21 protein-coding genes are annotated in these 23,971 nt (G+C 34.9%); 15 read left to right on the forward strand and 6 right to left on the reverse strand.

What is annotated here, in order from left to right; all coding sequences use genetic code 11:
- Nucleotides 1-285 precede the first annotated feature (285 nt).
- Nucleotides 286-1,833 carry an SDR family NAD(P)-dependent oxidoreductase gene (locus tag BUC11_RS14280; protein WP_073355149.1) on the forward strand — a complete coding sequence of 516 codons (1,548 nt, stop codon included), beginning with the start codon at nucleotides 286-288 and terminating at the stop codon, nucleotides 1,831-1,833.
- 429 nt (nucleotides 1,834-2,262) lie between these two features.
- Here BUC11_RS14280 and BUC11_RS14285 read toward each other — a convergent pair whose 3' ends face one another.
- Complete coding sequence (locus BUC11_RS14285) at nucleotides 2,263-4,125, reverse strand: ABC-F family ATP-binding cassette domain-containing protein (protein ID WP_073355150.1); 1,863 nt, start codon at nucleotides 4,123-4,125, stop codon at nucleotides 2,263-2,265.
- Between the two features lie 79 nt (nucleotides 4,126-4,204).
- Nucleotides 4,205-5,173 (reverse strand): hypothetical protein, encoded by a 969-nt coding sequence (locus BUC11_RS14290; protein WP_073355152.1) that lies wholly within the window; start codon nucleotides 5,171-5,173, stop codon nucleotides 4,205-4,207.
- A gap of 409 nt (nucleotides 5,174-5,582) precedes the next feature.
- Between BUC11_RS14290 and BUC11_RS14295 the strand changes: the two genes are divergently transcribed.
- From BUC11_RS14295 to ftsY, 11 genes are all read left to right on the forward strand, one after another.
- Nucleotides 5,583-6,098 carry a cupin domain-containing protein gene (locus BUC11_RS14295; RefSeq protein ID WP_073355154.1) on the forward strand — a complete coding sequence of 172 codons (516 nt, stop codon included), beginning with the start codon at nucleotides 5,583-5,585 and terminating at the stop codon, nucleotides 6,096-6,098.
- 63 nt (nucleotides 6,099-6,161) lie between these two features.
- A complete protein-coding gene (locus BUC11_RS14300) occupies nucleotides 6,162-7,337 on the forward strand; it encodes a glycosyltransferase family 2 protein (RefSeq protein ID WP_073355156.1) in 1,176 nt (391 codons plus the stop codon).
- An 84-nt stretch (nucleotides 7,338-7,421) separates the two neighbouring features.
- On the forward strand, nucleotides 7,422-8,723 hold the full coding sequence (locus BUC11_RS14305; protein ID WP_073355157.1) for a dihydrolipoamide acetyltransferase family protein: 1,302 nt from the start codon (nucleotides 7,422-7,424) through the stop codon (nucleotides 8,721-8,723).
- A 147-nt stretch (nucleotides 8,724-8,870) separates the two neighbouring features.
- A complete protein-coding gene (locus BUC11_RS14310; protein ID WP_066078036.1) occupies nucleotides 8,871-9,647 on the forward strand; it encodes a 3'-5' exonuclease in 777 nt (258 codons plus the stop codon).
- 34 nt (nucleotides 9,648-9,681) lie between these two features.
- Nucleotides 9,682-10,293 carry a fumarylacetoacetate hydrolase family protein gene (locus BUC11_RS14315; RefSeq protein ID WP_073355159.1) on the forward strand — a complete coding sequence of 204 codons (612 nt, stop codon included), beginning with the start codon at nucleotides 9,682-9,684 and terminating at the stop codon, nucleotides 10,291-10,293.
- On the forward strand, nucleotides 10,293-10,637 hold the full coding sequence (locus BUC11_RS14320) for an Hpt domain-containing protein (protein ID WP_073355160.1): 345 nt from the start codon (nucleotides 10,293-10,295) through the stop codon (nucleotides 10,635-10,637). The genes BUC11_RS14315 and BUC11_RS14320 overlap by 1 nt, the downstream gene beginning before the upstream one ends.
- A gap of 226 nt (nucleotides 10,638-10,863) precedes the next feature.
- The gene (locus BUC11_RS14325) at nucleotides 10,864-12,117 is read left to right on the forward strand and encodes a CinA family nicotinamide mononucleotide deamidase-related protein (protein ID WP_073355162.1); all 1,254 of its coding nucleotides are present in this window, start codon (nucleotides 10,864-10,866) and stop codon (nucleotides 12,115-12,117) included.
- A 72-nt stretch (nucleotides 12,118-12,189) separates the two neighbouring features.
- On the forward strand, nucleotides 12,190-12,426 hold the full coding sequence (gene rpmB, locus BUC11_RS14330; protein WP_073355163.1) for a 50S ribosomal protein L28: 237 nt from the start codon (nucleotides 12,190-12,192) through the stop codon (nucleotides 12,424-12,426).
- 27 nt (nucleotides 12,427-12,453) lie between these two features.
- Entirely contained in the window at nucleotides 12,454-12,636 is a 183-nt protein-coding gene (gene rpmG / locus BUC11_RS14335) for a 50S ribosomal protein L33 (protein ID WP_017495179.1), read from the forward strand.
- Nucleotides 12,637-12,645: 9 nt separating this feature from the next.
- Nucleotides 12,646-12,798: a DUF4295 domain-containing protein gene (locus BUC11_RS14340; RefSeq protein WP_072675716.1), complete on the forward strand. Its 153-nt coding sequence runs from the start codon at nucleotides 12,646-12,648 to the stop codon at nucleotides 12,796-12,798.
- A 128-nt stretch (nucleotides 12,799-12,926) separates the two neighbouring features.
- Nucleotides 12,927-13,880 carry a signal recognition particle-docking protein FtsY gene (gene ftsY / locus BUC11_RS14345; RefSeq protein WP_073355166.1) on the forward strand — a complete coding sequence of 318 codons (954 nt, stop codon included), beginning with the start codon at nucleotides 12,927-12,929 and terminating at the stop codon, nucleotides 13,878-13,880.
- Nucleotides 13,881-14,067: 187 nt separating this feature from the next.
- Here ftsY and BUC11_RS14350 read toward each other — a convergent pair whose 3' ends face one another.
- Nucleotides 14,068-15,144, reverse strand: coding sequence for a serine hydrolase domain-containing protein (locus BUC11_RS14350; RefSeq protein WP_073355168.1), 1,077 nt, complete (start codon nucleotides 15,142-15,144; stop codon nucleotides 14,068-14,070).
- A 240-nt stretch (nucleotides 15,145-15,384) separates the two neighbouring features.
- On the opposite strand from BUC11_RS14350, the gene BUC11_RS14355 reads away from it, so the two are divergent.
- Both BUC11_RS14355 and BUC11_RS14360 read left to right on the forward strand, forming a co-directional pair.
- On the forward strand, nucleotides 15,385-15,825 hold the full coding sequence (locus BUC11_RS14355; RefSeq protein ID WP_073355169.1) for a lipocalin family protein: 441 nt from the start codon (nucleotides 15,385-15,387) through the stop codon (nucleotides 15,823-15,825).
- Nucleotides 15,806-16,102 (forward strand): DciA family protein, encoded by a 297-nt coding sequence (locus BUC11_RS14360; protein ID WP_073355171.1) that lies wholly within the window; start codon nucleotides 15,806-15,808, stop codon nucleotides 16,100-16,102. The genes BUC11_RS14355 and BUC11_RS14360 overlap by 20 nt, the downstream gene beginning before the upstream one ends.
- A 129-nt stretch (nucleotides 16,103-16,231) precedes the next feature.
- Here the strand turns inward: BUC11_RS14360 and BUC11_RS14365 are convergent, their stop codons facing one another.
- Together BUC11_RS14365 and bshC are read right to left on the reverse strand one after the other, a co-directional pair.
- A complete protein-coding gene (locus BUC11_RS14365) occupies nucleotides 16,232-16,651 on the reverse strand; it encodes a nucleoside-diphosphate kinase (protein ID WP_073355172.1) in 420 nt (139 codons plus the stop codon).
- An 86-nt stretch (nucleotides 16,652-16,737) separates the two neighbouring features.
- Nucleotides 16,738-18,327: a bacillithiol biosynthesis cysteine-adding enzyme BshC gene (gene bshC, locus BUC11_RS14370; RefSeq protein ID WP_073355174.1), complete on the reverse strand. Its 1,590-nt coding sequence runs from the start codon at nucleotides 18,325-18,327 to the stop codon at nucleotides 16,738-16,740.
- Nucleotides 18,328-18,431: 104 nt separating this feature from the next.
- On the opposite strand from bshC, the gene BUC11_RS14375 reads away from it, so the two are divergent.
- Nucleotides 18,432-19,715, forward strand: a complete 1,284-nt coding sequence (locus tag BUC11_RS14375) for an MFS transporter (protein WP_073355177.1) — start codon at nucleotides 18,432-18,434, stop codon at nucleotides 19,713-19,715.
- Nucleotides 19,716-19,771: 56 nt separating this feature from the next.
- On the opposite strand, the gene BUC11_RS16840 is transcribed toward BUC11_RS14375, so the two are convergent.
- Nucleotides 19,772-23,818 (reverse strand): DUF7948 domain-containing protein, encoded by a 4,047-nt coding sequence (locus tag BUC11_RS16840; protein ID WP_073355178.1) that lies wholly within the window; start codon nucleotides 23,816-23,818, stop codon nucleotides 19,772-19,774.
- Nucleotides 23,819-23,971: the final 153 nt, after the last annotated feature.

Below are 23,971 nucleotides of genomic sequence, written 5' to 3' on the forward strand. Positions count from 1 at the left end.
CAGGGAAAAGAATTAATTTTCTTTTCTTTGTTCTGAAAAAATATTTCATCTTTCTTTGAGATTCCTAACTTTCGCATTTATTAATTGAATTCAAGAAGCAAAAACACAAAGACATATGGAGATTTATTGAAATATGAAAATCAATAAACTAAACTTTGCGAGTCTCTGCGTTTCCTTTGAGGATCTCTGTGAAATAGCGTTTTGACTTTGAAACTTTCCGATTTTAAAAAGTCTATATTTGCGCGCTTAGAATTTGCACCAGAATTATATTCACTTTTTACAATAATGATTGAACTAACAGATACCAAAACGGCCATAACTTCAGACGAAATAGAGAAATGTATCGCCATTTTAGCACAATTAAATTCCGATACGGACCAAATATTTGATATCCCTAAAGATCAACGAACGGCATTAATAAAAGTGGCAGGTCAGTTTTCTAGACCCGATCGAGAAGAGCTTTCCCGTAGAAAAAAAGACGGAAAATTAGTCGCTAAACGCAAAAAAGAAAAGCAAGATAGAACCGCCCGAAAAGAGACAGGAATCCGATATGCTCGCGAAGCTAGTATTTTTGTGGCGCCAAAATTACTGGCTTTTAATGATCTTGCCCACAAAGAGCAGTTGGAGCTGGAAACGCCACGAAACTGTTACGTTTGTAAAACCGAGTTTACTAAAATGCACCACTTTTATGATACGATGTGTACCGATTGTGGCGATTTTAATTATGCCAAACGGTTTCAAACCGCTGATGTCAAAGGGCAAGTTGCTGTTATCACAGGTTCGCGTTTGAAAATTGGGTATCATATTACGTTGATGTTGTTGCGCGGTGGAGCTACTGTTATTGCTACGACTCGTTTTCCGGTGGATTCTGCTTTGCGATTTTCTAAAGAAGATGATTTTGCAGATTGGGGACATCGCCTCAGAATTCATGGATTGGATTTGCGACACATTCCTAGCGTGGAAATTTTCTGCAATTTTATTGAGCAAAAATACGAACGATTGGATATACTGATTAATAATGCAGCGCAAACGGTGAGACGTCCAGCAGGATTTTATGCACATTTGATGGAAAACGAAGAACGTCAAATCGCATCTTTGCCTAAACAAGCGCAAGAATTATTGTTAGATCACACGGATTGTTTGGAGGAATTAAAAGTGTTAACCATTGGGATTTCTTCCAATCAAAATATGCCGGTGACTTGGCACGGACCAGAGCCAGGAATTGGTTTGCGGGCTTCCGCCAAATTATCTCAAATTCCATATTCGTTTGATAATGCATTGGTGGCGACTGAAGTTTTCCCAGAGGGAGAGCTTGATGCCGATTTGCAGCAAGTCGATTTGCGCAAAACCAATAGTTGGAGATTGAAACTAGGCCAAATCGAAACTACCGAAATGATCGAAGTGCAGCTCGTTAATTCCGTGGCGCCTTTTGTATTGTGCAACCGTCTTTCGGAAGTGATGAAAAAAGACAATACAGGAAAAAAACACATCATCAATGTTTCAGCAATGGAGGGTAAGTTTCATCGTTTTTTTAAAGAAGCCCGTCATCCGCATACCAATATGGCTAAAGCGGCTCTAAATATGCTGACGCACACTGCAGCAGGAGATTTGGCGAAAGCCGGAATTTTCATGAATGCCGTGGATACCGGTTGGGTGACTGATGAAGATCCAGCTGAACTAGCAAAAAGAAAACAGGAAGAAGAAGATTTCCAACCGCCATTAGATATTGTAGATGGTGCGGCACGTGTGATGGATCCGTTGTTTGATGGAATCAATACCGGAAAACATTGGTGTGGGAAGTTTTTGAAGGATTACAATCCTATTCCTTGGTAGTGGGCCCCTAACCCCTAAAGGGGAATTAAAAAGGTTATAGAATAAAAGAACCACAGCAGAATTGGATTTTGTTGTGGTTTTTTTTCAACTTAGTATGCAAGTATTAAAAACTGCCTATCTAGTTTTGTTTAAAGATGCAGCATGACGTTTGTCGTAATTTGCGCAATCCTTTCCTAAATGGAATATGCCAAAAACGATAAAGGCTATTAGTATAAATATACGCATTATTTTAACTGGTTTCCTTGATGATGAATCAGAAAGAGGGAGATATTTTTTCATTTCGATTTTTATTATTTATTAGCTAATGTACAAAAACTTTTTAAGATTATAATTTTAAATAAAAACCCCAACATTTTCAGTACCACTAAAAGTGTTGGGGTTTTAAATAATATAAAATGTTTACTTTTATTCCCTTCGGGGGTTAGGGGGCTATCCTTCTATCTTTGCGCTCAGCTCAAACCATCTTTCCTCTTTGTCTTCAATTTTGTTGATGATATTTTCGAGTTCTTTGGCTTTCTTTTCAATGTCGGCATCAGCCACTTTACCATCGGCGAATAACTGCTCGATTTTAGTTTTATCTAGCTCCAAATCCTTGATTTCTCTTTCAAGCTTTTGGTATTCTTTTTGCTCATTGAAAGTTAAATTTCCTGTTGGGTTGTTTTGCTTCCAGTCTTTTTTCTCAGCTTTGTTTTCCTCTTTTTGCGCTACATCAGCACTATCTTCATAGGCTCTAAAATCAGAATAATTCCCAGGAAAATCTTCAATAACACCTTTTCCTCTAAAAATGAATAAGTGATCTACAATTTTATCCATAAAATAACGATCATGGGATACCACTACCAAACATCCAGGGTAATCCAAAAGAAAACTTTCCAAGACATTCAAAGTCACAATATCCAAATCATTCGTAGGCTCATCGAGAATCAAGAAATTTGGATTCTGAATCAAAACGGTACACAAATACAAACGCTTTAATTCACCACCACTCAATCGGTCAACAAAATCATATTGTTTCTTGGCATCAAAAAGAAAGCGCTCTAACAATTGTGAAGCCGAAATCATTCTTCCTTTCATCAATGGAATAAATTCACCGTATTCCTTAATGACATCAATAACGCGTTGTCCCGGCTTTGGGTTAATACCACTTTGGGTATAGTAGCCTAGTTTTATGGTTTCACCAATCACTACTTTTCCGCCATCAAGCGGAATTCCACCAGTCAATAAATTTAAAAAAGTTGATTTTCCTGTACCATTTTTTCCAATAATCCCAATGCGTTCTCCCGGTTGAAAGTCAAAACTGAAATTATCCAAAATCACATGGTTGTCAAATTTCTTGGAGATTTTGTGAAGCTCGATAATCTTGCTTCCCATGCGTTCCATGTTGATTTCAAGTTCCACTTTATTTTCGCGACGGCGACTTTGTGCTTTTTCCTTGATGTCATAAAAATCATCCTGACGCGATTTAGATTTGGTCGTTCTCGCTTTTGGCTGACGGCGCATCCATTCTAATTCCTTCACAAAAAGATTCTGTGCTTTATCGACACTCGAATTTTCGGAAGCGATGCGCTCCTCTTTTTTCTCTAAATAATAGGAGTAATTTCCTTTGTAGGAATATAATTTTCCGTTGTCGAGTTCGATGATTTCGTTACAAACACGTTCCAAAAAGAAACGGTCGTGCGTCACCATAAACAACGTAATATTTTCTTTGGCAAAATAAGTTTCTAGCCATTCAATCATCTCTAAATCTAAGTGATTGGTAGGTTCATCTAAGATTAATAAATCCGGACGGTTGATTAAAATAATAGCTAATGACAAACGTTTTTTCTGGCCACCAGAAAGGTTTTTTACTTTCAGTTTAAAGTCTTCCAACTTTAATTTGAACAAAATTTGTTTGTATTGCGTTTCAAAATCCCACGCATTGTGCTGGTCCATTCCGTCAAAAGCTTTTTGATACGCTTCTTCGTCTTCTGGATTTTCTAATGCTTTTTCGTAGGCTTCAATAACTTTCAAAATCTCATTATCAGAGGCAAAAATGCTTTCTTCAATGGTCAATTCTTCCTGCAAATTATTGTTTTGCGACAAGAAAGCCATTTTGATGCCTTTTCGCAACACCACTTGCCCGGTATCCGACTCGTCCAAGCCATTTATAATGCTCATAATAGTGGTTTTCCCCGAACCGTTTTTGGCTATAAAAGCAATTTTTTGGTCTTTGTTAATTCCAAAAGAAATGTTTTCAAAAAGTGTTCTTTCCCCAAAAGATTTGGATATATTCTCGACTGATAAGTAATTCACAAGGCTAAATTTTTGGCAAAAGTAAACTATTAAATGACTAATTGCGAATAGTTTGTTTGAATATGAAGCTTTTCAAGACTTATTGATTAAGAAAATTACCTAAAAACGGACTTAAATCCAGTTGGTGCAATTGCGGTGTTACATCGACTACTGGTTTTCTGACAAAATTTTCATTGGTCAAATAAAAATGTAGGCCATCTAGCGTAGCGATGCCTTCTATTTGATGAAAAGGAAGTGCAATTTTGATCTTTCTTTTATTGCCAGAGAAAAAATGAGTTGTCTTGTAATCGTATAAAAGGTAAATAAAAGGCGATAAAAATCTATTGTATCCTGATAAAACAAGTAGTTGTTTTTTAGGTAAATAGGTTGCTCCAGTAATTAATCCTTTTGTGTTATAAGTCTCTTTCAACTTGGCAATGTAAGTACCTGGAATTTTTGGTAAGGCATACACACTTGTTTTTTTGTGCTTCCATTGCTTCGTAAACAAATAAATACTGTCATCGGAAACAATAAAAGCTTCGCAGTCAAAATCAGTAGTATTAGCAGGTTTTTTATTAAAATTAGTTTGATTGGAATAGGAAAACGAAATGGTATCAATCCTCTGAATCGGTTTTGAAAGTGCTTCCTTCTCGATTCGTAAAACACGAAGATCCTTTCTGTTTCCGCTGGCATTATTTCCAAAATCACCTATGTAAAAATAGTTATTGTCTTGCGCTATTTCCTCCCAATCTGTGTTTGATACTTTTTTGAGCGGTATTTTATTTTTAATAATACCAATTGTGTCAACGCCATAAAGAACGGTATCGGTATCGTCATTGATTGTCCAAAAGAGCGAATCACTTTGTGTTAAACCAGAAGTTTCTTTTAGACCTGCATTTAATTTTACAGAATATTTTGGCTTGATTTTTACCGAAGCATAGTGGCAACTGCCATCATTTGTGGTAGCTTTTGGATTGTAATTTTTTGAAAGTGGATCCGTACATCCTGAAATTTGGGATTGAACAATGCTAGCGGTTAGTAGCGATAATAATAAGAGTGTCTTTCTCAATGCTTCAATTAGATTAGGTTTAATACTTCCTTCTATCTTTCAAAAGTAAGCGATTTTAAAGACTAAAGAAGGAATTGAGAAAGAATGATTTTTGTTTACATGAATTTGAAGTAGCACGTTTTCTCTCGAAAAAAGAATTCTAACTTAGTCGATAGGAAAACAATTTGTGGTATAGAAATGTCAATTAACCGCAATAGACAAGCAACAAATCTTGTTTCTCTAGTTTTTTGAAGGAAATAAAATCACAATTATGCTTAACTTTGGAAAAAAAAAAGGAAGAGCCTCTCAAGAGGAGTGAAAAATCTTTCGATAGAATACATGGTAAGTAAGTGATTTTAGTATTTGTAGAAACTTTTGGTAGCATGCATCTCATTAAAAATAACACTTTTATACTTTTAAAACACTAAAAATGAATCTTAATATCCCGGATACTTTAGAAAAAAAAGCTGTTTTTGAACAACTAGTAGCAGCTTTAAAAAAGGAAAGCTTTACGATTGAAAAACAAGATGAGACAAGACCTTGGGGAGGTTTTTTTGTTATTGATGAAAGCCAAGCTCCTGAATTTGCCGCTGCATTTTTTCCGCATCTTGATCTGAAAACAATTAAAATTACCAATAAGTTAAGCCCAAAGATTCTGGTAGTTGCGCCTCACAAACGTTTGTCTTGGCAATATCACTTTCGCAGGGCAGAGTTGTGGAAGATACTTTCAGGAGTTGTAGGGGTGAAAACCAGTTTGACAGATGAAGAAGGTAAGATTCAGCAACTTATACCAGGAAATTTTATCCAACTAGAAAAAGGGGAACGACACCGTTTAATAGGTTTAGATTCTTGGGGAATTGTAGCTGAAATTTGGCAACACACTGATGCTGAAAATCCTTCAGATGAGGATGATATTGTTCGTTTGCAAGATGATTTTGGACGATAAATAGAAACCGTGTATTTTTTTTGGAATTATTGTGGCTTTACATCTTAAAATCTATCTTTGAAAATGCAATTATCAGTTATTATCCTTAATTATAACGTTCGCTATTTTCTCGAACAATGTGTTTTAAGCGTTCAAAGTGCATTAGAAGACATTGATGGCGAGATTATTGTCATCGATAATAATTCGCAGGATGATAGTTGTCAAATGATGAGGCAACGCTTCCCAAACATAAAACTCATTCAAAACAAGGAGAATGCTGGTTTCTCGAAAGCAAATAATAGCGCTGTTGCTGAAGCTTGTGGGGAATATATTTGCATTCTCAATCCTGACACCGTTGTTGCCGAAGATACGTTTTTAAAAGTGTTGGCTTTTGCCAATAAACAATTTAATTTAGGGATTATAGGTTGTAAACTGATTGATGGAACTGGCAATTTTCTGCGTGAAAGTAAGCGGGGTGTTCCCACGCCTTGGGTGGCTTTTACCAAAATCACTGGATTGTATCGATTGTTTTCTAAATCACCACTTTTTGGGAGTTATTATGCGCAACATTTAAACCAAGATCAAACTGGAAAAGTTGCAATTTTGGTGGGTGCTTTTATGCTGATGAAAAGAGAGTTGTATTGTGAAGTAGGTGGATTCGATGAAAATTGTTTCATGTATTCCGATGATATTGATTTGTCCTACATGATTTCTAAAAAAGGGAAATTCAATTATTATTTCCATGAAACGACTGTTGTTCACTACAAAGGCGAAAGTACAATCAAGGATGGGACTTATATGAAGCGTTTTCAAGAGGCCATGAACTTCTTTTATCAAAAACATTTTAGTTCCGATGGTTTTAGTTCCGCATTTTTTTCTGTTTTTATGAAAATGGGAATTGTATTTTTTTCTTTTGTAAAAATGTTTCAAGGGAAATCCAAAGTAAAAAGCAGTCCAAACTCCTATCTTTTATTTTCATCTAACGAAAAATTAGCAGATAAACTCCGCGTTGTATTGCAAAAAAAAGTATCGTTTCACGATTTAAAAACAGAAAAAATGGTAAATTCGTCTTCTATTAAAAATAAAGACCGAGTGGAAATTATTCTGGATAACGAATTCCTTTCATTTAAAGAAAGCATCGCTATTCTTGAATCTTTAAAGAATACAGGCTTTACGTTTAAAATAATACCAAAAAAAGCTAATTTTTTAATAGGAAGTAACAATAGTAGCGAAAGAGGTGAGGTTATTAAAATCGAGTAAAAAATTGCATTTAATGTAATTTATAATTGAAATATTTAGTAATTTCGCAAACTGAAAATCAAAATTACCTTTTAGGTTAACAATATGGCAAGATTTGAATTAAAACTTCCTAAAATGGGAGAAAGCGTTGCAGAAGCAACCATTACAAATTGGTTGAAACAAGTTGGAGACAAAGTAGAAGCCGATGAAGCAGTACTTGAAATTGCTACTGATAAAGTAGACAGTGAAGTGCCAAGCGAAGTTTCGGGAATCTTAGTCGAACAATTGTTTGGAAAGGATGATCTGGTTCAAGTAGGTCAGACTATTGCGATAATCGAAACCGAAGGCGGTGACTTGGTATCAATCGTTAAAGAAGCGGTACCTGCTGCTGTCGTAGCTGAAGTTGCAAAAACTGTTGATGCTGCTAAAGAAAGTGTTGCCGCTCCAGTAGACTTTTCTGATTCTGAAAAATTCTTGTCGCCTTTAGTGAAAAATATCGCCAAAGAAGAAGGGGTTTCTGTTGCGGAATTAGAAGCGATTTCAGGAACTGGAAAAGAAGGAAGAGTAACTAAAAATGATATTTTAGAGTACGTAAAAAGCAGATCAAATCAGCCAGCTGTGTCGACTCCGGTTGTGGCAGTTCAAAAAATAGTTTCGGCTCCAGTTGCTCAAAAAGCGGCTCCAGTATCAGTAAGTGGTGGAGACGAAATTATTGAGATGGATAGAATGCGCAAATTAATTGCGGGTTATATGGTGGCTTCCGTACAAACATCTGCGCACGTACAATCCTTTATAGAAGTGGATGTGACGAATATTGTGAGATGGAGAGAAAAAAATAAAAATGCTTTTGAAAAAAGAGAAGGGGAGAAGTTGACGTATACGCCAATTTTCATGGAAGCAGTTGCAAAAGCACTGAAAGATTTCCCGGGAATGAATATTTCTGTAGATGGTGATTTCATTATCAAAAAGAAAAACATCAACCTTGGAATGGCAGCTTCGTTACCTAACGGAAACTTAATTGTTCCTGTTATTAAAAACGCAGATCAATTGAATTTAGTAGGAATGGCCAAAGCGGTAAACGATTTAGGAGGTCGTGCTAAAGCTGGAAAACTAAAACCAGATGATACGCAAGGTGGAACTTATACAGTAACGAACGTAGGTACTTTTGGAAGTGTTTTTGGTACACCAATTTTAAATCAACCACAAGTGGGAATTTTAGCATTGGGAGCTATTCGTAAAATGCCAGCAGTTATTGAAACTCCGGAAGGTGATTTCATAGGCATTCGCCAAAAAATGTTCTTATCGCACAGTTACGATCATCGTGTTGTAGATGGTGCATTAGGAGGTAGTTTTGTAAAACGTGTAGCTGAATATTTAGAAGCTTTTGACGTCAACAGAGATATTTAAAAATAGATAATAGTATTTTAGACCCGACTCGTTTTTATAAATTGGTCGGGTTTTTTGTTTTTGTCATGTTTTTTAGAACTTTAAAGGTCAAAGGTGAAACAAAATTAATCCCAAATTTCTATATTTGTAATCACACAAAAATTAAAAATGGAACTCAAACTCAATAAACCAATTTGCTTTTTCGATCTTGAAACAACTGGAATAGATATCGGAAAAGATAGAATTGTAGAAATCTCAATATTCAAAGTTTTTCCAAACGGAAATAAAGAAAGTAAAACATGGTTAGTGAATCCAACGATTCCAATTCCGGCGCAAACCACAGCCGTTCATGGAATTACCGACGAAAAAGTGGCTAATGAACCTACTTTTAATGAGTTGGCTGCGCAAGTTTACAATATGATAAAAGACAGTGATTTGGCTGGATTTAATTCGGATCGTTTTGATATTCCGTTGTTGGCGGAGGAATTATTGCGTGCTGGAGTAGATTTTGACATGAAGGGAAAAGTGTCAGTAGATGTTCAGACTATTTTTCATAAAATGGAAGAACGAACGTTATCTGCAGCTTTAAAATTTTATTGTGATAAAGGATTGGAAAATGCGCATTCTGCGGAGGCGGATACTATGGCAACCTATGAAATCCTGAAAGCGCAATTGGATCGCTATCCTGAATTGGAAAATGACATGAAGCTACTTTCGGAATTTTCAACAAGAAAGAAGATTGCTGATTTTGCAGGAATGATTGCTTTTGATAAAGATAATGAAGAGATTTTTGCATTTGGAAAGCATAAAGGAATCAAAGTGGATAAAATTCTGGAAACAGAGCCTGGTTATTTTAGTTGGATTCAAAATGCTGATTTTCCTTTGTATACTAAAAAAGTATTGACTGCTATCAAACTTCGAAAACTGAATAATAAATTTAGCTAATTTTGAACTCTTCCATTATTTAATAAAGTACGAAATGAAAATTATTTGCATAGGTAGAAATTACACCAATCATATCGAAGAATTGCATAACGAAAGACCTACGGAGCCCGTGGTTTTTATGAAGCCGGATTCGGCTGTTTTGTTGAAGCAGCATCCATTTGTGATTCCTGAATTTTCAGAAGAGGTGCATCATGAAATTGAAATTATTGTCAAAATTAGTAAAGTCGGTAAATACATCGAACCTAAGTTTGCTCATAAATATTATGACGAAATTAGTGTCGGAATCGATTTTACTGCTCGCGATTTACAGGATAAGTTAAAGGCTAAAGGATTGCCTTGGGAGAAAGCCAAAGCATTTGACGGTTCGGCAGTACTAGGTGAATTTTTGCCTAAAAGTCAATTTAGTTCATTAGAAAATATTACTTTTGAATTAACAAATAACAGTAAGACCGTGCAAATGAGTAATTCCGGTCTTATGTTGTGGAAAATTGATGAGCTTATTTCATACGTTTCTCAGTTTTTTACGTTAAAAATTGGTGATATTATCTTTACAGGAACTCCGGAAGGGGTTGCAGCAGTAAAACCCGATGATGTACTAGAAGGATTTTTAGAGGGACAACAACTATTTAGAATACAAGTAAAATAATGGCTATAAATTACAACCTTTCAAAAGTGTACGCACTTTCAGACAACGATCCAGAATTTGTAAACGAAATTCTAACTTTGTTTGTTACTGAAGTTCCAGAAGATTTATTGCAAATCAAAGAAGGAATAAAAAAGAAAGACCACAAGCATGCTTATGCTTATGCGCACAAGATAAAACCAACGCTTGATTTAATGGGTTTAAATGTGGCTTTTGAAGAGATTCTTCAAATCGAAGCGTGGACCAAAGCCGAGGGAAAAAAGAAAGACATCAAAGAAACTTTTAAGAGTGTGAAAAATCAAGTGAACGACGCGATCAAAGAAATCAAAAAAGACTTTGATTTGTAATATTACGTCTTGACTCACTGAAAAGTATGTCGGGCTACTCGTTGCGATTATTCTGGTCTCGTTTTAATACTTTGATGAGAGAAGATTTTCGCTTTGAACAAATTTCAAGAAGCTCCGATGAAAATAAAATTAGGTAAAATACTTCCTTAAGAAAAAGAGAAATGTGCTAACTATAGTATGTTTCTCTTTTTGATTACAACGGTATAAAATAAATAGCATTAGAAAAATGAAAGCAACCATAGTTACCATTGGTGACGAAATTTTAATAGGCCAAATTGTAGATACTAATTCTGGTTTTATAGCCAAGTCATTGGATAAAATTGGCGTTGAAATCAATGAAATGATTTCGATAAGTGATGATAAAGCGCATATTTTAGACACTTTTGCTGCGCTACAAAACAAAGTAGATTTAGTGATTATCACGGGCGGTTTGGGACCAACCAAAGACGATATTACAAAGAAGACATTTTGTGATTATTTTGAAGATGAACTAATTGTTGATAAAACAGTAGAGAAGCATGTAGTCGAGCTTATTGAGCGGGTTATGAATAGAGCAGCATCCCAAATTAATAGAGATCAAGCATTAGTCCCTTCAAAATGTACGGTCTTGCATAATCAATTGGGGACAGCGCCTGGAATGTGGATGAAAAAAGAGAATACTGTTTTTATTTCTCTTCCCGGAGTTCCTTATGAAATGAAATATATAGTAGAGCACGAAATTATACCAAAAGTAATTCGGGAATACGAGCGTCCTTTTATAATTCATAAAACCATTCTGACCTACGGTCAAGGCGAAAGTATAGTAGCGGAACGAATAGTGGATTGGGAAAATAATCTTCCAGAATTTATTAAATTGGCCTATTTGCCAGCACCTGGAAGAGTTCGTTTGCGTCTTTCGGCACGGGGTACTAACAAAGAAAAATTAGAAGCTGCTCTAGCTGAAAATGTAAAGTCGCTGGATCTTTTAATCAATGATATTATCGTGGGTTTTGACGATGATGAGACGATAGAGGTTGTAGTGGGTAAAATGCTGGTAAAACAAAATAAAACGTTATCAACAGCTGAAAGTTGTACTGGAGGTAAAATCGCACAGGTTTTGACCGCTATTGCTGGTGCTTCAAGTTATTTTAAAGGGAGTGTAGTTTCCTACGGAACAGAGGTTAAAATTGATGTTTTAGGCATACCAGAAAGTCTCATAAAGGAATATTCTGTGGTGAGTAAGGAAGTAGTTTCGGCGATGGCTTTGAGTGTTAAAAAGATGATGAAAACAGATTATGCAATTGCGACAACGGGAAACGCAGGACCATCAAAAGGGGACTCTAATGCTGAAATTGGGACTGTTTTTATTGCATTGGCAACGCCAAGCGAAATAATTGTTGAAGAATTTAATTTTGGTCAACCCCGTGAAAAAGTGATAGATAGAGCAGTAATTAAAAGTTTAGAGCTGTTGCAGAAAGAAATTTTAAAAAATGTGCGTTAATAATGTTGGTTAATAGGTTTATTTTTCTTTTCTTTGCACCCTGATTTTGAATAACGATAAAAGATAAGTATAATGTCAAGAGTTTGTGACCTTACAGGTAAAAGAGCGATGGTAGGAAATAACGTTTCTCACGCTATGAACAAAACTAAGAGAAAATTTTCTGTGAACTTAGTTAAAAAGCGTTTTTATCTTCCAGAAGAAGATAGATGGATTACTCTTAGAGTAGCAGCATCTACGATAAAAACAATTAATAAAAATGGAATCGCTGCAGTTTTGAAAAAAGCGAAGGCAGAAGGATTTATTAAATAATCCCTTCCAAAATAAAAAAATAGCAAGATGGCAAAGAAAGGTAATAGAATCCAGGTAATTTTAGAATGTACTGAACACAAAACATCAGGTGTTGCAGGGACTTCAAGATACATAACAACAAAGAACAAAAAAAATACTCCAGACAGATTAGAGATTAAAAAATTTAATCCAATCTTGAAACGTGTAACTGTTCATAAAGAAATTAAATAATTATTAGTCATGGCAAAGAAAACAGTAGCAACCTTACAGACAGCTTCTAAGAGATTATCAAAAGCCATCAAAATGGTGAAATCTCCTAAAACAGGTGCATATACATTCGTAGAATCTATAATGACACCAGAATCAGTTGATGAATTCTTGAAAAAGAAATAATATTCAATTAACATTATATAGAAAAGCTACTTTCATTCGGAAGTAGCTTTTTTATTTTCTATATTTACCATTAGAAAACGTATTGGTTCTTTGGACTTAAATACTTCATTCTTAATACTATTTATACAATGAGTTTTTTCAAAAGAATATTTTCATCAGAGAAAAAAGAAACATTAGACAAAGGTCTTGAAAAATCAAAAACAAATTTCTTTTCGAAGTTAACCAAAGCTGTTGCAGGAAAGTCAAAAGTTGATGATGAAGTCTTAGATAATTTAGAAGAAATCCTTGTTGCATCAGATGTTGGTGTCAATACAACTCTAAAAATTATTACAAGAATAGAGAGTCGTGTTGCCTCAGATAAATATATGGGAATAGAGGAGCTCAATCAAATTCTCAGAGAAGAAATTGCGGCTTTATTGTCAGAGACCAATTCTGGTGAGGGTACTGAGTTTATAATTCCAATTCAGACCAAGCCTTATGTTTTGATGGTAGTTGGGGTAAATGGTGTTGGAAAGACTACTACCATTGGCAAGTTAGCGTATCAATTTAAAAAACAAGGTTATAATGTTGTTTTGGGTGCTGCCGATACTTTTCGTGCCGCGGCGATTGATCAATTACAAATTTGGGCAGATCGAGTAGGTGTTCCTATTGTCCGTCAAGATATGGGAAGTGATCCCGCTTCAGTAGCTTTTGATACCTTACAATCTGCTGTTGCTCAAAATGCGGATATCGTTATTATTGATACGGCAGGTCGATTGCATAATAAAATTAACTTGATGAACGAGTTGACCAAAGTAAAACGAGTGATGCAAAAAGTAGTTGGTGATGCACCACATGATGTGTTATTAGTTTTGGATGGATCAACTGGTCAGAATGCTTTTGAACAAGCAAAACAATTTACAGCAGCTACTGAGGTGACTTGCTTAGCTGTTACAAAACTAGACGGAACTGCCAAAGGCGGGGTTGTAATAGGAATCTCAGATCAATTTCAAATTCCAGTAAAATATATTGGTGTTGGAGAAGGAATTGAGGATCTTCAGGTGTTTAATAAGTATGAGTTTGTAGATAGTTTTTTTAAATAGTGATTAGAATGGATTTTTCGTCTTTAAAAAATACACCTCCGATGTATCTTTATTTAGTGAGTGTCATTTCTTTTATATTGGTAAACCTTGTCCGAGATAAAAGTCTTGGTTTCTATTATTTTTTATTGATAATAGGTTTGGTTTTCTTTGTTTTGGGTTTTATGAAACGTTTGAAAACTAAGTAATTTTATTGATACAAAGCACTTATTTTTTGCCATAAGGTTTCATCAAAATCGGATAAGGCAAAAGTTGGATTGTCTGGATTTGCAATATGACCCATTCTGATAACGACCATTTTCTTGCTGGGAACTACATAGATTTTTTGATCATTTTTACCCAATGCCATGTACATATCGGCCGGAGCTGTTGGTATTAGACTTCCATTAAACTGCAGTTGGCTTTGCGGCAAATGATAACTTGATTCTCCATTCAACCACCATAAATAACCGTATCCTAGATTGATTGTTTGTGAAGTGTTTGTAGCTTCATATAAATAGTTTTCATTCACTATCGTGTTACTTTCCCATTTTCCTTTGTTGTAGATTAAAAGACCAAAACGCGCCATTGAACGCGAATTACTTCCATAAACGGAATTGTTGCCTAATTGAAACCAAGCGCCATCCATTCCTATCTTATCTTTCAATTTGGTATTGAAATAGGAATTCCAAGTTTGTCCGCAGGCTTGCGCGATCAGATCCTGTAATTTCACATATACATTGTGATACGCCCAACGCGTTCCTGCATCAGATTTATATTTAAGGCTTGCTGGATCAACATCATCTGTACTATCATCTAATCCGGAAGTCATATTGAGTAGATGCTTGTTTGTAATTAAATTTTCTTTAGCTAAAGGCAAACTCGTCCAACCGGTTCCTATGTATTGTGAAACTTTAGTATTGATGTTGATGAGGTTTTCTTGTTGTGCTATTCCTGTTACAGTTGAGGTTAGTGTTTTTCCGGCGCTTGCCCAATACCAAAAAGTATTGGCGTCATGACCGTTAAAATAATTTTCCATTACGATTCTTCCGTTGACAAGAATGATAAAAGATTTAGACTTTTTGAGTTCTAAATAATCTAGTAGCGGTTGTACAGCGGTTTGTTTCCAACCTAAACTTGCAATTGATTTTGTTTCCCAAGTAGTACCAGTTAAAGGTGGAAAATAAAGGTTTTCAGTTGTTGGTGGAGTAGGAATTGGTTCCGTGGTTTCAGAACTGCAGCTGCTGCACAATAATACGATGAAGAGACTGTAGATTATTTTTGACATCTTGCTACTGATTTAGTTCTAATTCCTTTACCACCAAAAATATAGAAAATAGTTTAAAGTGTTTCTGAAATTTTTGTTTTCTTTGAAGTTAATAAGAGTAACTTTGTATCTAGAATAAACGCGATTAATCACAAATTCCCTAGCCCTGATTGCAGCGTAAATCCTTTTTTAGCCGCTTTTTCAGCGGATAAAAAGATTGAAGCGTAAAGCAGGAAACAGCTCCTAAAAATAATTAGTATTATGAAAAAAACAGTTAGCATTCTATTTTTGGCATTTCTTTTTGTGGCTTGTCAGCAAAAGGTAAAGCCAGAAGATATTTCAAAAATAAATGGATATTGGGAAGTGGAGAAGGTAGTTTTTGATTCCATAAAGGACAAAGAATACGGGATGAATGAGGTGTATGATTATTTCGAAATAAAGAATAATAAAGGGATTAGGAAGAAAGTGATGCCGCAATTAGACGGTACGTTTGTGGTGAACGATACGTATGAAAACGTAACAGTTCGATTTGCGGATGACAAAGTATTCTTAGACTATTCGACGCCTTATATGAAGTGGAGTGAGGAATTAATTGCTGTTTCAGCGGGAGAATTAGTGCTGTTGAACAAGGAAAAAGTAGAATATCATTACAAAAAAGCAACACCAATAAATTTACTGGGCGATGGCAAAACGACTAAATAATCAAAGTACGATAGGGGATGTTTTGAAACAAATTATCCAGGTGAATAAACTGCAACCCGGAATGGACCAAATTGACGTGAAAGACGCTTGGAAAAACTTAATGGGAAATGGCGTGAACAGTTATACGAACAATGTGGTTTTGAAAGGAAGTACGTTGTATGTTGAGTTGACTTCGTCTGTTTTGCGGGAAGAATTAAGTCATGGGAAATCTAAAATTGTTGCGATGATAAATGAGGAACTACGACGTGACGTGGTGAAGGATGTGGTTTTGCGATAATGATTTTAGATTGCTGATTAACGATTTTTGATTTCAGATTGTAGTAAATATAAAAATTCCCGCTTCTATTGGAAACGGGAATTTTTTATTAAAATTTGAAATCTCAGATCAGCAATCTGAAATCTGAAATTAAAATTGCTCTCTTCCAGCAAAATGGAACGCACCTTCGATAGCTGCATTTTCATCGCTATCAGAACCGTGAACTGCATTTTCACCAATAGAAGTTGCGTATGCTTTACGGATAGTTCCTTCAGCAGCTTCAGCAGGATTTGTAGCACCAATTAAAGTTCTGAAATCTTCAACTGCATTGTCTTTTTCTAAAATAGCAGCAACAATTGGTCCTCTTGACATGAATTCAACTAATTCACCGTAGAAAGGTCTTGCAGCGTGTACTTCGTAAAAAGCTTGAGCATCAGCAATTGTTAATTGTGTTAATTTCAAAGAAACGATTTTGAAACCTGCAGTTGTAATCATTGCAAGTATGTTTCCGATGTGTCCGTTAGCAACAGCATCAGGCTTAATCATTGTAAATGTTCTATTAGTAGCCATCTTTTTATTTTTTAAATTTTGTGCAAAAATAGTATTTTTTTATTGATTATTTTTACAAATTCGGCATTCAAATAACGGTTGTCTGATTAAAGTACAATAATATCAAATTGATTGTCCAATGGTTTGAGTTGCTGAACCAACGCTGGAATGATATTTTCGCCGAATTCCAAATAAAATTCCGAAAAATTAGTTTGGCGTTCTTGTAAACTTTGGTTAGGGAACAGCTCGCTTTGTAAGTTGGTAATGCGTTCTAACACGTCATTTAATTTTCTTTTTTGAGCTTTTAACAAACGTTTTTCTAGATTGTCTAAACCTTTGATTTGTTTTTTTTCTTGTGCTTTTACAGCTCCAAGGAAAGATTCGTCCGTTTTGTTCGCTACATCATATAGACTACTAAATTGTTTTTGTAATTGTGCTTTCAAATCTACTAAATCGATTGGGAAATCTGATAATTCTTTGGTTTTAGTAGTTACTAAATGGTCCTGTTTCGAAAATAAATTCTCCCAATTCAATTCTAATTTGTCTGCTTTTTTAGCTTGCTTTTCAGTTGCCAATAGGACAGAGTTTCTAAGTAAAAGGATTGGAAAAGTTACTTTTGCAGCAGCAAAAAAGGATTTTAATTCCAACCAATAGGCAATTTCTCCACCTCCGCCGATATAGCATAAATTAGGAAGAATTACTTCCTGATATAATGGACGCATAATTACGTTAGGACTGAATTTTTCTGGATGATTTTCTAATAATGCTAGAATTTCTGTTTTAGAAAACTCAATTTTTGTATGATTTACTTTGTATTTCTGTTCTTCAAAAAGAATACGCTCGCGAACATTATCCTCGATGTAAAACAAATTTATTTGACGGGGATTAACTTGAATCGTATATTCTTTTAATTTTTCGGCAGTTTCTAAAACTAATTTGTGGGAGGATTGGTGTAGTAATTCTTCTTTTACAAATGGAATGAAATGACGTTTTAAATCGGCATTATCAGCATCTAAAATAACTAATCCATACGCGCCAAAAAGTGCATTTGCCAAAAAACGTGTAGCATCGGCTAGGTTGTTGTGCGATAGATAAGAATCTTCAAATAATTTTTTCAACGTTTCGGCATTCGTATTGGAACCCAATTCCAGTTTGTAAACGTCTAGGAAATCAGCTAAACCATCAGTAGACAATCGTCCAACGGGACCTGTGCTTTCTTTATTCCAACGGAATTTTTTGCCTTTAAAATTGAAATAATTGATTTCTTCAAAATCATGATCTTCGGTTGCCATCCAGTAAATGGGTACGAAATTATAGGTTGGATATTTCGCTTTTAATTCGGTTGTTAAATTAATAGTCGAAATGATTTTGTACAAGAAATAAAGCGGTCCGCTGAATAAGTTTAATTGATGCCCAGTGGTAACGGTGAATGTATTTTGAAGTGCTAAATCCTTAATGTTTTGTTCCGTTATTGCGGAAGTTTCAACTTTTAAATATTGTTTTTGTAAAACAGTAACCAGCGTTTCTCGGGAAGCGTTATCAAAGTTATTTTGCTTTTCAAGAATTTGAGCTTCAAAGCTTTCAAGTGTTGGAAATCTGTTATATAAGGATGATAAATTGGTTTTTTGGTCTAAATAATCATTCATCAAAGGAGAGAAATATCCGGAATTCTGATAGCTGATACAGTCGGTTGGCATAATAAAATTTTATAAGATGCTAATTTACCATTAATTATTGGAATTATTTATTTGTTACTTTCGAAAAATAGTATCATTTTTATTGAAATATTTTTAACAATCTTATGAAAGATAATTCAATGCCTAACGCTAAAAACTCAGTAAAACATGTTCTTTTTGGTAGTTTAATAGGTACTACGATAGAGTTTTTTGATTTTTATATTTATGCGAATGCCGCTGTATTGGTTTTTCCACAATTATTCTTTCCAAGTTCAGATAACACCTTGGCGACTTTACAATCATTAGCTACTTTTTCAATTGCTTTTTTATCGCGTCCGCTTGGTTCCGCGTTTTTTGGACATTATGGTGATAAAATAGGACGTAAATTTACTTTGGTAGCTGCTTTATTGACTATGGGAATTTCGACTGTAGCTATTGGTTTTTTACCCAGTTATGCCAGTATTGGAGTTGCGGCTCCTTTGTTGTTGATGTTGTGTCGATTTGGGCAAGGTGTTGGTTTAGGAGGCGAGTGGGGAGGAGCGGTATTGTTAGCTATTGAAAATGCACCACCAAATAAAAGAGCTTGGTACGGCATGTTTCCACAACTTGGTGCTCCTATTGGTTTGTTGCTTTCCGGCGGAACATTTTTGTTATTGACCGATACCTTGAGTAATGACGATTTTATGAATTACGGCTGGCGTATTCCGTTTATAGCTAGTTCACTTTTGGTCGTAATCGGTTTTTATATTCGAACTAAAATCACTGAAACTCCGTCTTTTGAAAACTCAAAAAAAGAACAGGAAGAGGTAAAAATCCCCTTTTTAACGCTGATTAAATCGTATAAAAACCAATTAATTTTTGGGACTTTTGCTGCCGTGACTACCTTTTTAGTTTTTTATTTAATGACAGTTTTTACATTGAGTTGGGCTACATCCGACTTAGGTTTTGCAAAAAGAGATTTCTTATTGATTCAGTTGTTTTCGGTACTGTTTTTTGCGGCGTTTATTCCCATTTCGGCGGTTGTTGCTGATATAATCGGGCGACGTAAAATGCTGATTATTGCCACAACTGCTATTGCGGTGTTTGGTTTTGCATTTTCTTACTTTTTGAACTCAGGAAGTTCGGTCATGATTACTGTATTTTTATGCACTGGAATGGCTTTGATGGGATTTACTTATGGTCCGTTGGGTACTTTTTTGTCTGAATTATTTCCAACTGTCGTTCGGTATTCAGGAGCTTCTTTGACCTTTAACTTAGCTGGAATTTTGGGAGCTGCTTTTGCACCCATGATTGCGATTTGGTTAGCAAGCACTTATAGTTTGACTTACGTTGGATTTTATCTGACCATAGCGGCTTGTATTTCGTTGTTTGCATTACTGGTGATTAATAAAGAGGAGCATAAATTTTAAAATATAAAAGATTTTAAAATAGAAAGGTCGACTGAAATTTTTCAGCCGATCTTTTTCTATCGTTTCAAACTAAAATGCCCTTTGTCTTCTTTTCCATCTGCTCGAGTGGCTATAAACCAATAATCAGTGGCGGGAAGTTGTTGATTATTATAAGTTCCGTTCCAAGTTTCATTTTGATTTAGAACTGTTATTAATTTCCCATAGCGATCAAAGATTTTAATTCCGGTATTAGGTTTCAAATAAGCAAAATTAATAGTCCAAGTATCATTAAACCCATCTCCGTTTGGCGTGAAGAATTTTGGGTAAGGAAGTTCATCTACTAAATCAAGACAGCCTGCATTTGTTGCTTCAAGAATATTCACTGTTATCGGAGTTCGTAAACTTTCGCAGTTGTTTATAGTTTGAGATGCGTAATAAGTCATTTCATTTTCAAGTACAATCGATTCAGATAATGTAGTTAAAGAGGAAAGGCTTGTGTACCATTTTATGTTTTGTCCTTCGATAGCGATATTGCTAATTTTTGTATTTTCTTGAATGCAGAAAGTTTGGTTTGGATTACCAATGGGTATTTGTGTATCCTGAATCGTTACCGTAATTGCTATTTTTTCACTTTCGCAGTCATTTAATGTTTGCGTAGCGTAATAGGTTACGCCATTTGATAATACAGTTGTTTCAGCTAAAGCCGTTCCATTGGTTAAGGCATCATACCATTTAATATTGGAACCCAAAATATTTAGATTGGAAATTTGTGCATTTTCATCAATACAAAATTGTTGATTAGTGTTACCTGTTGGAGGTGGAGTGTCATAAATTCGAATTAAAATAGCAATTCTGTCACTTTCACAACCTATAGTTTGCGAGGCATAATAGCTTTTGTTATTTTCAAGTAAAGTAGAATTTGGTAAACTAATTGCACTAAAATTAGTTTCATACCAGTTTAGGTCTTGTCCAGCTATTTGGATAGCGCTCAACCTTGCGTTTTCTTTTTTACAGAAATTTTGATTTGCATTTGCAGTTGGAGTAGCGGGCGTATTTACAATTGAAATGGTGATTCCAATTCGTTCGCTTTCGCAAGTATTTATAGTTTGAGTTGCATAATAAGTCATGCCGTTTTGCAAAGAAGTTGAATTAGACAATAGCGTTCCAGAGGAGTTATACCATTTTATAGAAGTTCCAGAAATCTGGACGGTGTCTAAAGTAGGGTTTTGACTGGAACAAAAAGTTTGATTTGCATTTCCTGTTGGAGCGAGTGTATTTTGAATGTTTATGAGGACAGGAATTCTTTCACTTTCGCAACTGTTAATGGTTTGAGAAGCGTAATAAGTATTTCCGTTTTGTAATGAAGTTGTAATTGATAAAAGTGATCCATTGGTTAAACTATCATACCATTTTATGTTTTGTCCTGAGATGATTATGTCGTTAATGGTTGCATTTTCTTGGATGCAGAAAGTTTGGGGAGAAGTTGCAGTTGGTAAAGGTTGAGGAGTAATAGTAACCGTTTGGTTTTGTGTTGCTGTATTTCCGTTTCCATCATTATAATTCCAAACCACCGTATAGGTTCCGGGTAAACTATAGGAAAGTGCACTTGCAGTCGTCGCTGTAATCGTACCTGCACAACTATCTGTTGCTGTTGGGATTGTAGTAATTACTGTGTTGCAATCTCCGGTAAGTGTTGGTAGGGTTGTACTATCTGGAATTGGCAATTCAATATCTCCAACAATTACAGCGACTGTTTTTGTATCATCACAACCGCCTGTTCCCGTAATTAAACAACGGTATTCGCCGCTATTTAAAGTTGTTGCGTTAAGAATAGTTGGATTTTGTAGAGTAGAAGTAAATCCGTTTGGCCCCGTCCAAGTATAATTGGTTCCGCCGGAAGCATTTAATTCGATGGTATTACTAATACAGATTGGGGAATTGCTAAAGGCTAAAGGATTCGATAGGCAGTCTTGAAATTTTGCTAAATATATATTATTTAATCCACCTACTGAATTTAGCATGTAATTTTCTTGATGTGCCCCTGCAGTTGAAATCCCGGTAGTGCTGGTTGTATTACCAACTAAATAAATATTATCCAATTGATCCAATGACATTTTATTATTAACATCTGCAGCTCCATTGACTCCTTCGTTACCATCTCCTCCATAATAAGTGCCCCATTCTCTTTGTCCGATTTCATTTAACTTTATTAGATAGGCATCTTGTCTCTGCCTGCTTGAAGAAAATGATCCAGTAGTTGCAATACCTGTATCCTGATCTGTGCATCCTGTAACGAAAACTTTATTGTTTGAATTTACTTTTAAATCCTGTATGAATTCTCCAAAATAAGTACCCCAAACTAAACTTTGGGTAGTAAGATCAAATTTGGAAATATAACTACTGAAACCGAAATTCCTTGGTAAGTCTATGTAATTTTCATTAAAAGTTCCATTACTATTCAAATTATCGCGACTATTTGTAATCCCAGTAAAATATAATAAATTGTTTTTTATTTTTGATTTTGTAATAGAGGCACTTGTATTTCCATTAAAGTAGGTACCCCAAATTCTTTGTCCATCTAAAGTAAATTTAGAAATCATACCAGAGGCATAGCCAATCATATTTGGTTGGTAAGAATTTGAAGTTGATATACCTGCAGTGCTGCGGGTATTACCAGTTATATATAAAAATCCATCATCAGAAATATTTGATGAAAGAATTTGATCCCCATCGGTTCCACCAAAATAACTGCCCCAAACTCTAACTCCCTGAGTAGTAAATTTAGCAATGAAACCATCATCATCAAGGTACCCTAATGCATGGGTAGGTTGATGAGTATTATTTGTTGCAATATTTCCATAACTGCTTGTAACACCAACCAAATAAACATTGTTGTCATTGTCAAAACTAATATCATTTCCTTTATCGGATGAAAAGCCTCCATAATAAGTTCCCCATTCTCTTATTCCGAAAGAATTTAATTTTACTAAATAGGCATCGTCATACTCCGCATGTAGTGGCTGATGTGATCCTGGAGTTGATACATTTGTTTCTCCCCAAGTTTCTCCTGTGAAGTATAGATTTTCATTAGAATCTACTTTAATAGTTGATGGAGTAGTAGAATAATAAACACCCCAAATTCTTGTTCCATTTGAGTCGAATTTTACTATAAATCCATTATTATAATAATATGGTACTGGTGCAGATCCTGATGTAGCTATATTTGTGGTGCTTGATGTATAGCCTGAAAAATAAACATTATTATTTTTGTCATTACATATGTCAGTTGAGTATTCACTATTATTTCCGGCATAATAAGTCCCCCACAACCGCACCGGAACAGGGTCTATAATTACTGTTTTATTAGAAATAGCATTTGCAGTTTCAAAACCATAAATATTATTTTTGATTTTTTTGTAACCAACAGTAATTTTTCTTTTGATTTCTCCTTCTTCTCTCCAACTAGCGGGTAGGGTTTCTTCCATCTTACCAAAACGAACATTCATTTGGATTTTGTTATCGACTAAATCCGTTTTGACTCCATTAAACTTCATTTGAATATCCGAAATTTTACCTTTTGGGTGTACCACAAAATTATATTCCACTGTTTTTAAAGTGTCTTTTGGAACAAAAAAAACCACATCAATATTGGGATAAATATTTTTATATGTAATTTGCTGGTACAGATGCACGTTAACGACACCCTCGGGTTTATTCGGGACATTGTAATAATTATCATAATCTTTTGAAGCTTCGGCTGTAACTAATTCTACGTTTGGATTGGAATTAACAAAATCAATGTCTACTCTGTGAAATACATATTCTAAAGTGTAATCCGGTGTTTTATTATCGTTTTTTGCTAGCGATGAAAAAGTATTGCTGCCCTCGATACGCTGTTTTACAGGCTTTTTTATAACTTCATAAATATCATAGGAGAATCCATGTTTTTTTATTTGAACGTTTAATCCATCAGTATTTAATAAAAACTGAACGGCTGGATTTGGTTTTCCGTTTTGGTCTGTAATTTGTCCTTTGTTTTCAATGAAACCTATTGATTTCTTTTTTTGTTGTGCAAAAGAAGGAGTAATAATTAATAATAAAAAGGAAAGTACTATATGTTTCATTCGAGTTATTATAAGGACTGTGCATGTAATTAAATATCTACAAAACAAAACTACTATTTATGCTGCTCCCCAAAAAACGTACAACTTTTTGTGTGAATTTAAGATAGGATTAAAAACCTTAAATTAGCAGAATTATGTCAAGAACAAGAAGAG

Origin of the sequence: Flavobacterium xanthum, from assembly GCF_900142695.1 — a bacterium.
Taxonomy (GTDB): domain Bacteria; phylum Bacteroidota; class Bacteroidia; order Flavobacteriales; family Flavobacteriaceae; genus Flavobacterium; species Flavobacterium xanthum.

Bases quoted from the DNA above. Each gene is read 5' to 3' on its own strand.
- BUC11_RS14315 (WP_073355159.1), top strand. From the start codon at position 9,682: ATGAAAATTATTTGCATAGGTAGAAATTACACCAATCATATCGAAGAA.
- BUC11_RS14365 (WP_073355172.1), bottom strand. From the start codon at position 16,651: ATGGCTACTAATAGAACATTTACAATGATTAAGCCTGATGCTGTTGCT.
- BUC11_RS14375 (WP_073355177.1), top strand. From the start codon at position 18,432: ATGAAAGATAATTCAATGCCTAACGCTAAAAACTCAGTAAAACATGTT.
- BUC11_RS14295 (WP_073355154.1), top strand. From the start codon at position 5,583: ATGAATCTTAATATCCCGGATACTTTAGAAAAAAAAGCTGTTTTTGAA.
- rpmG (WP_017495179.1), top strand. From the start codon at position 12,454: ATGGCAAAGAAAGGTAATAGAATCCAGGTAATTTTAGAATGTACTGAA.
- BUC11_RS14280 (WP_073355149.1), top strand. From the start codon at position 286: ATGATTGAACTAACAGATACCAAAACGGCCATAACTTCAGACGAAATA.
- BUC11_RS14325 (WP_073355162.1), top strand. From the start codon at position 10,864: ATGAAAGCAACCATAGTTACCATTGGTGACGAAATTTTAATAGGCCAA.
- BUC11_RS16840 (WP_073355178.1), bottom strand. From the start codon at position 23,818: ATGAAACATATAGTACTTTCCTTTTTATTATTAATTATTACTCCTTCT.
- BUC11_RS14310 (WP_066078036.1), top strand. From the start codon at position 8,871: ATGGAACTCAAACTCAATAAACCAATTTGCTTTTTCGATCTTGAAACA.
- BUC11_RS14320 (WP_073355160.1), top strand. From the start codon at position 10,293: ATGGCTATAAATTACAACCTTTCAAAAGTGTACGCACTTTCAGACAAC.
- bshC (WP_073355174.1), bottom strand. From the start codon at position 18,327: ATGCCAACCGACTGTATCAGCTATCAGAATTCCGGATATTTCTCTCCT.
- BUC11_RS14360 (WP_073355171.1), top strand. From the start codon at position 15,806: ATGGCAAAACGACTAAATAATCAAAGTACGATAGGGGATGTTTTGAAA.
- BUC11_RS14340 (WP_072675716.1), top strand. From the start codon at position 12,646: ATGGCAAAGAAAACAGTAGCAACCTTACAGACAGCTTCTAAGAGATTA.
- ftsY (WP_073355166.1), top strand. From the start codon at position 12,927: ATGAGTTTTTTCAAAAGAATATTTTCATCAGAGAAAAAAGAAACATTA.
- BUC11_RS14350 (WP_073355168.1), bottom strand. From the start codon at position 15,144: ATGTCAAAAATAATCTACAGTCTCTTCATCGTATTATTGTGCAGCAGC.
- BUC11_RS14305 (WP_073355157.1), top strand. From the start codon at position 7,422: ATGGCAAGATTTGAATTAAAACTTCCTAAAATGGGAGAAAGCGTTGCA.
- rpmB (WP_073355163.1), top strand. From the start codon at position 12,190: ATGTCAAGAGTTTGTGACCTTACAGGTAAAAGAGCGATGGTAGGAAAT.
- BUC11_RS14300 (WP_073355156.1), top strand. From the start codon at position 6,162: ATGCAATTATCAGTTATTATCCTTAATTATAACGTTCGCTATTTTCTC.
- BUC11_RS14355 (WP_073355169.1), top strand. From the start codon at position 15,385: ATGAAAAAAACAGTTAGCATTCTATTTTTGGCATTTCTTTTTGTGGCT.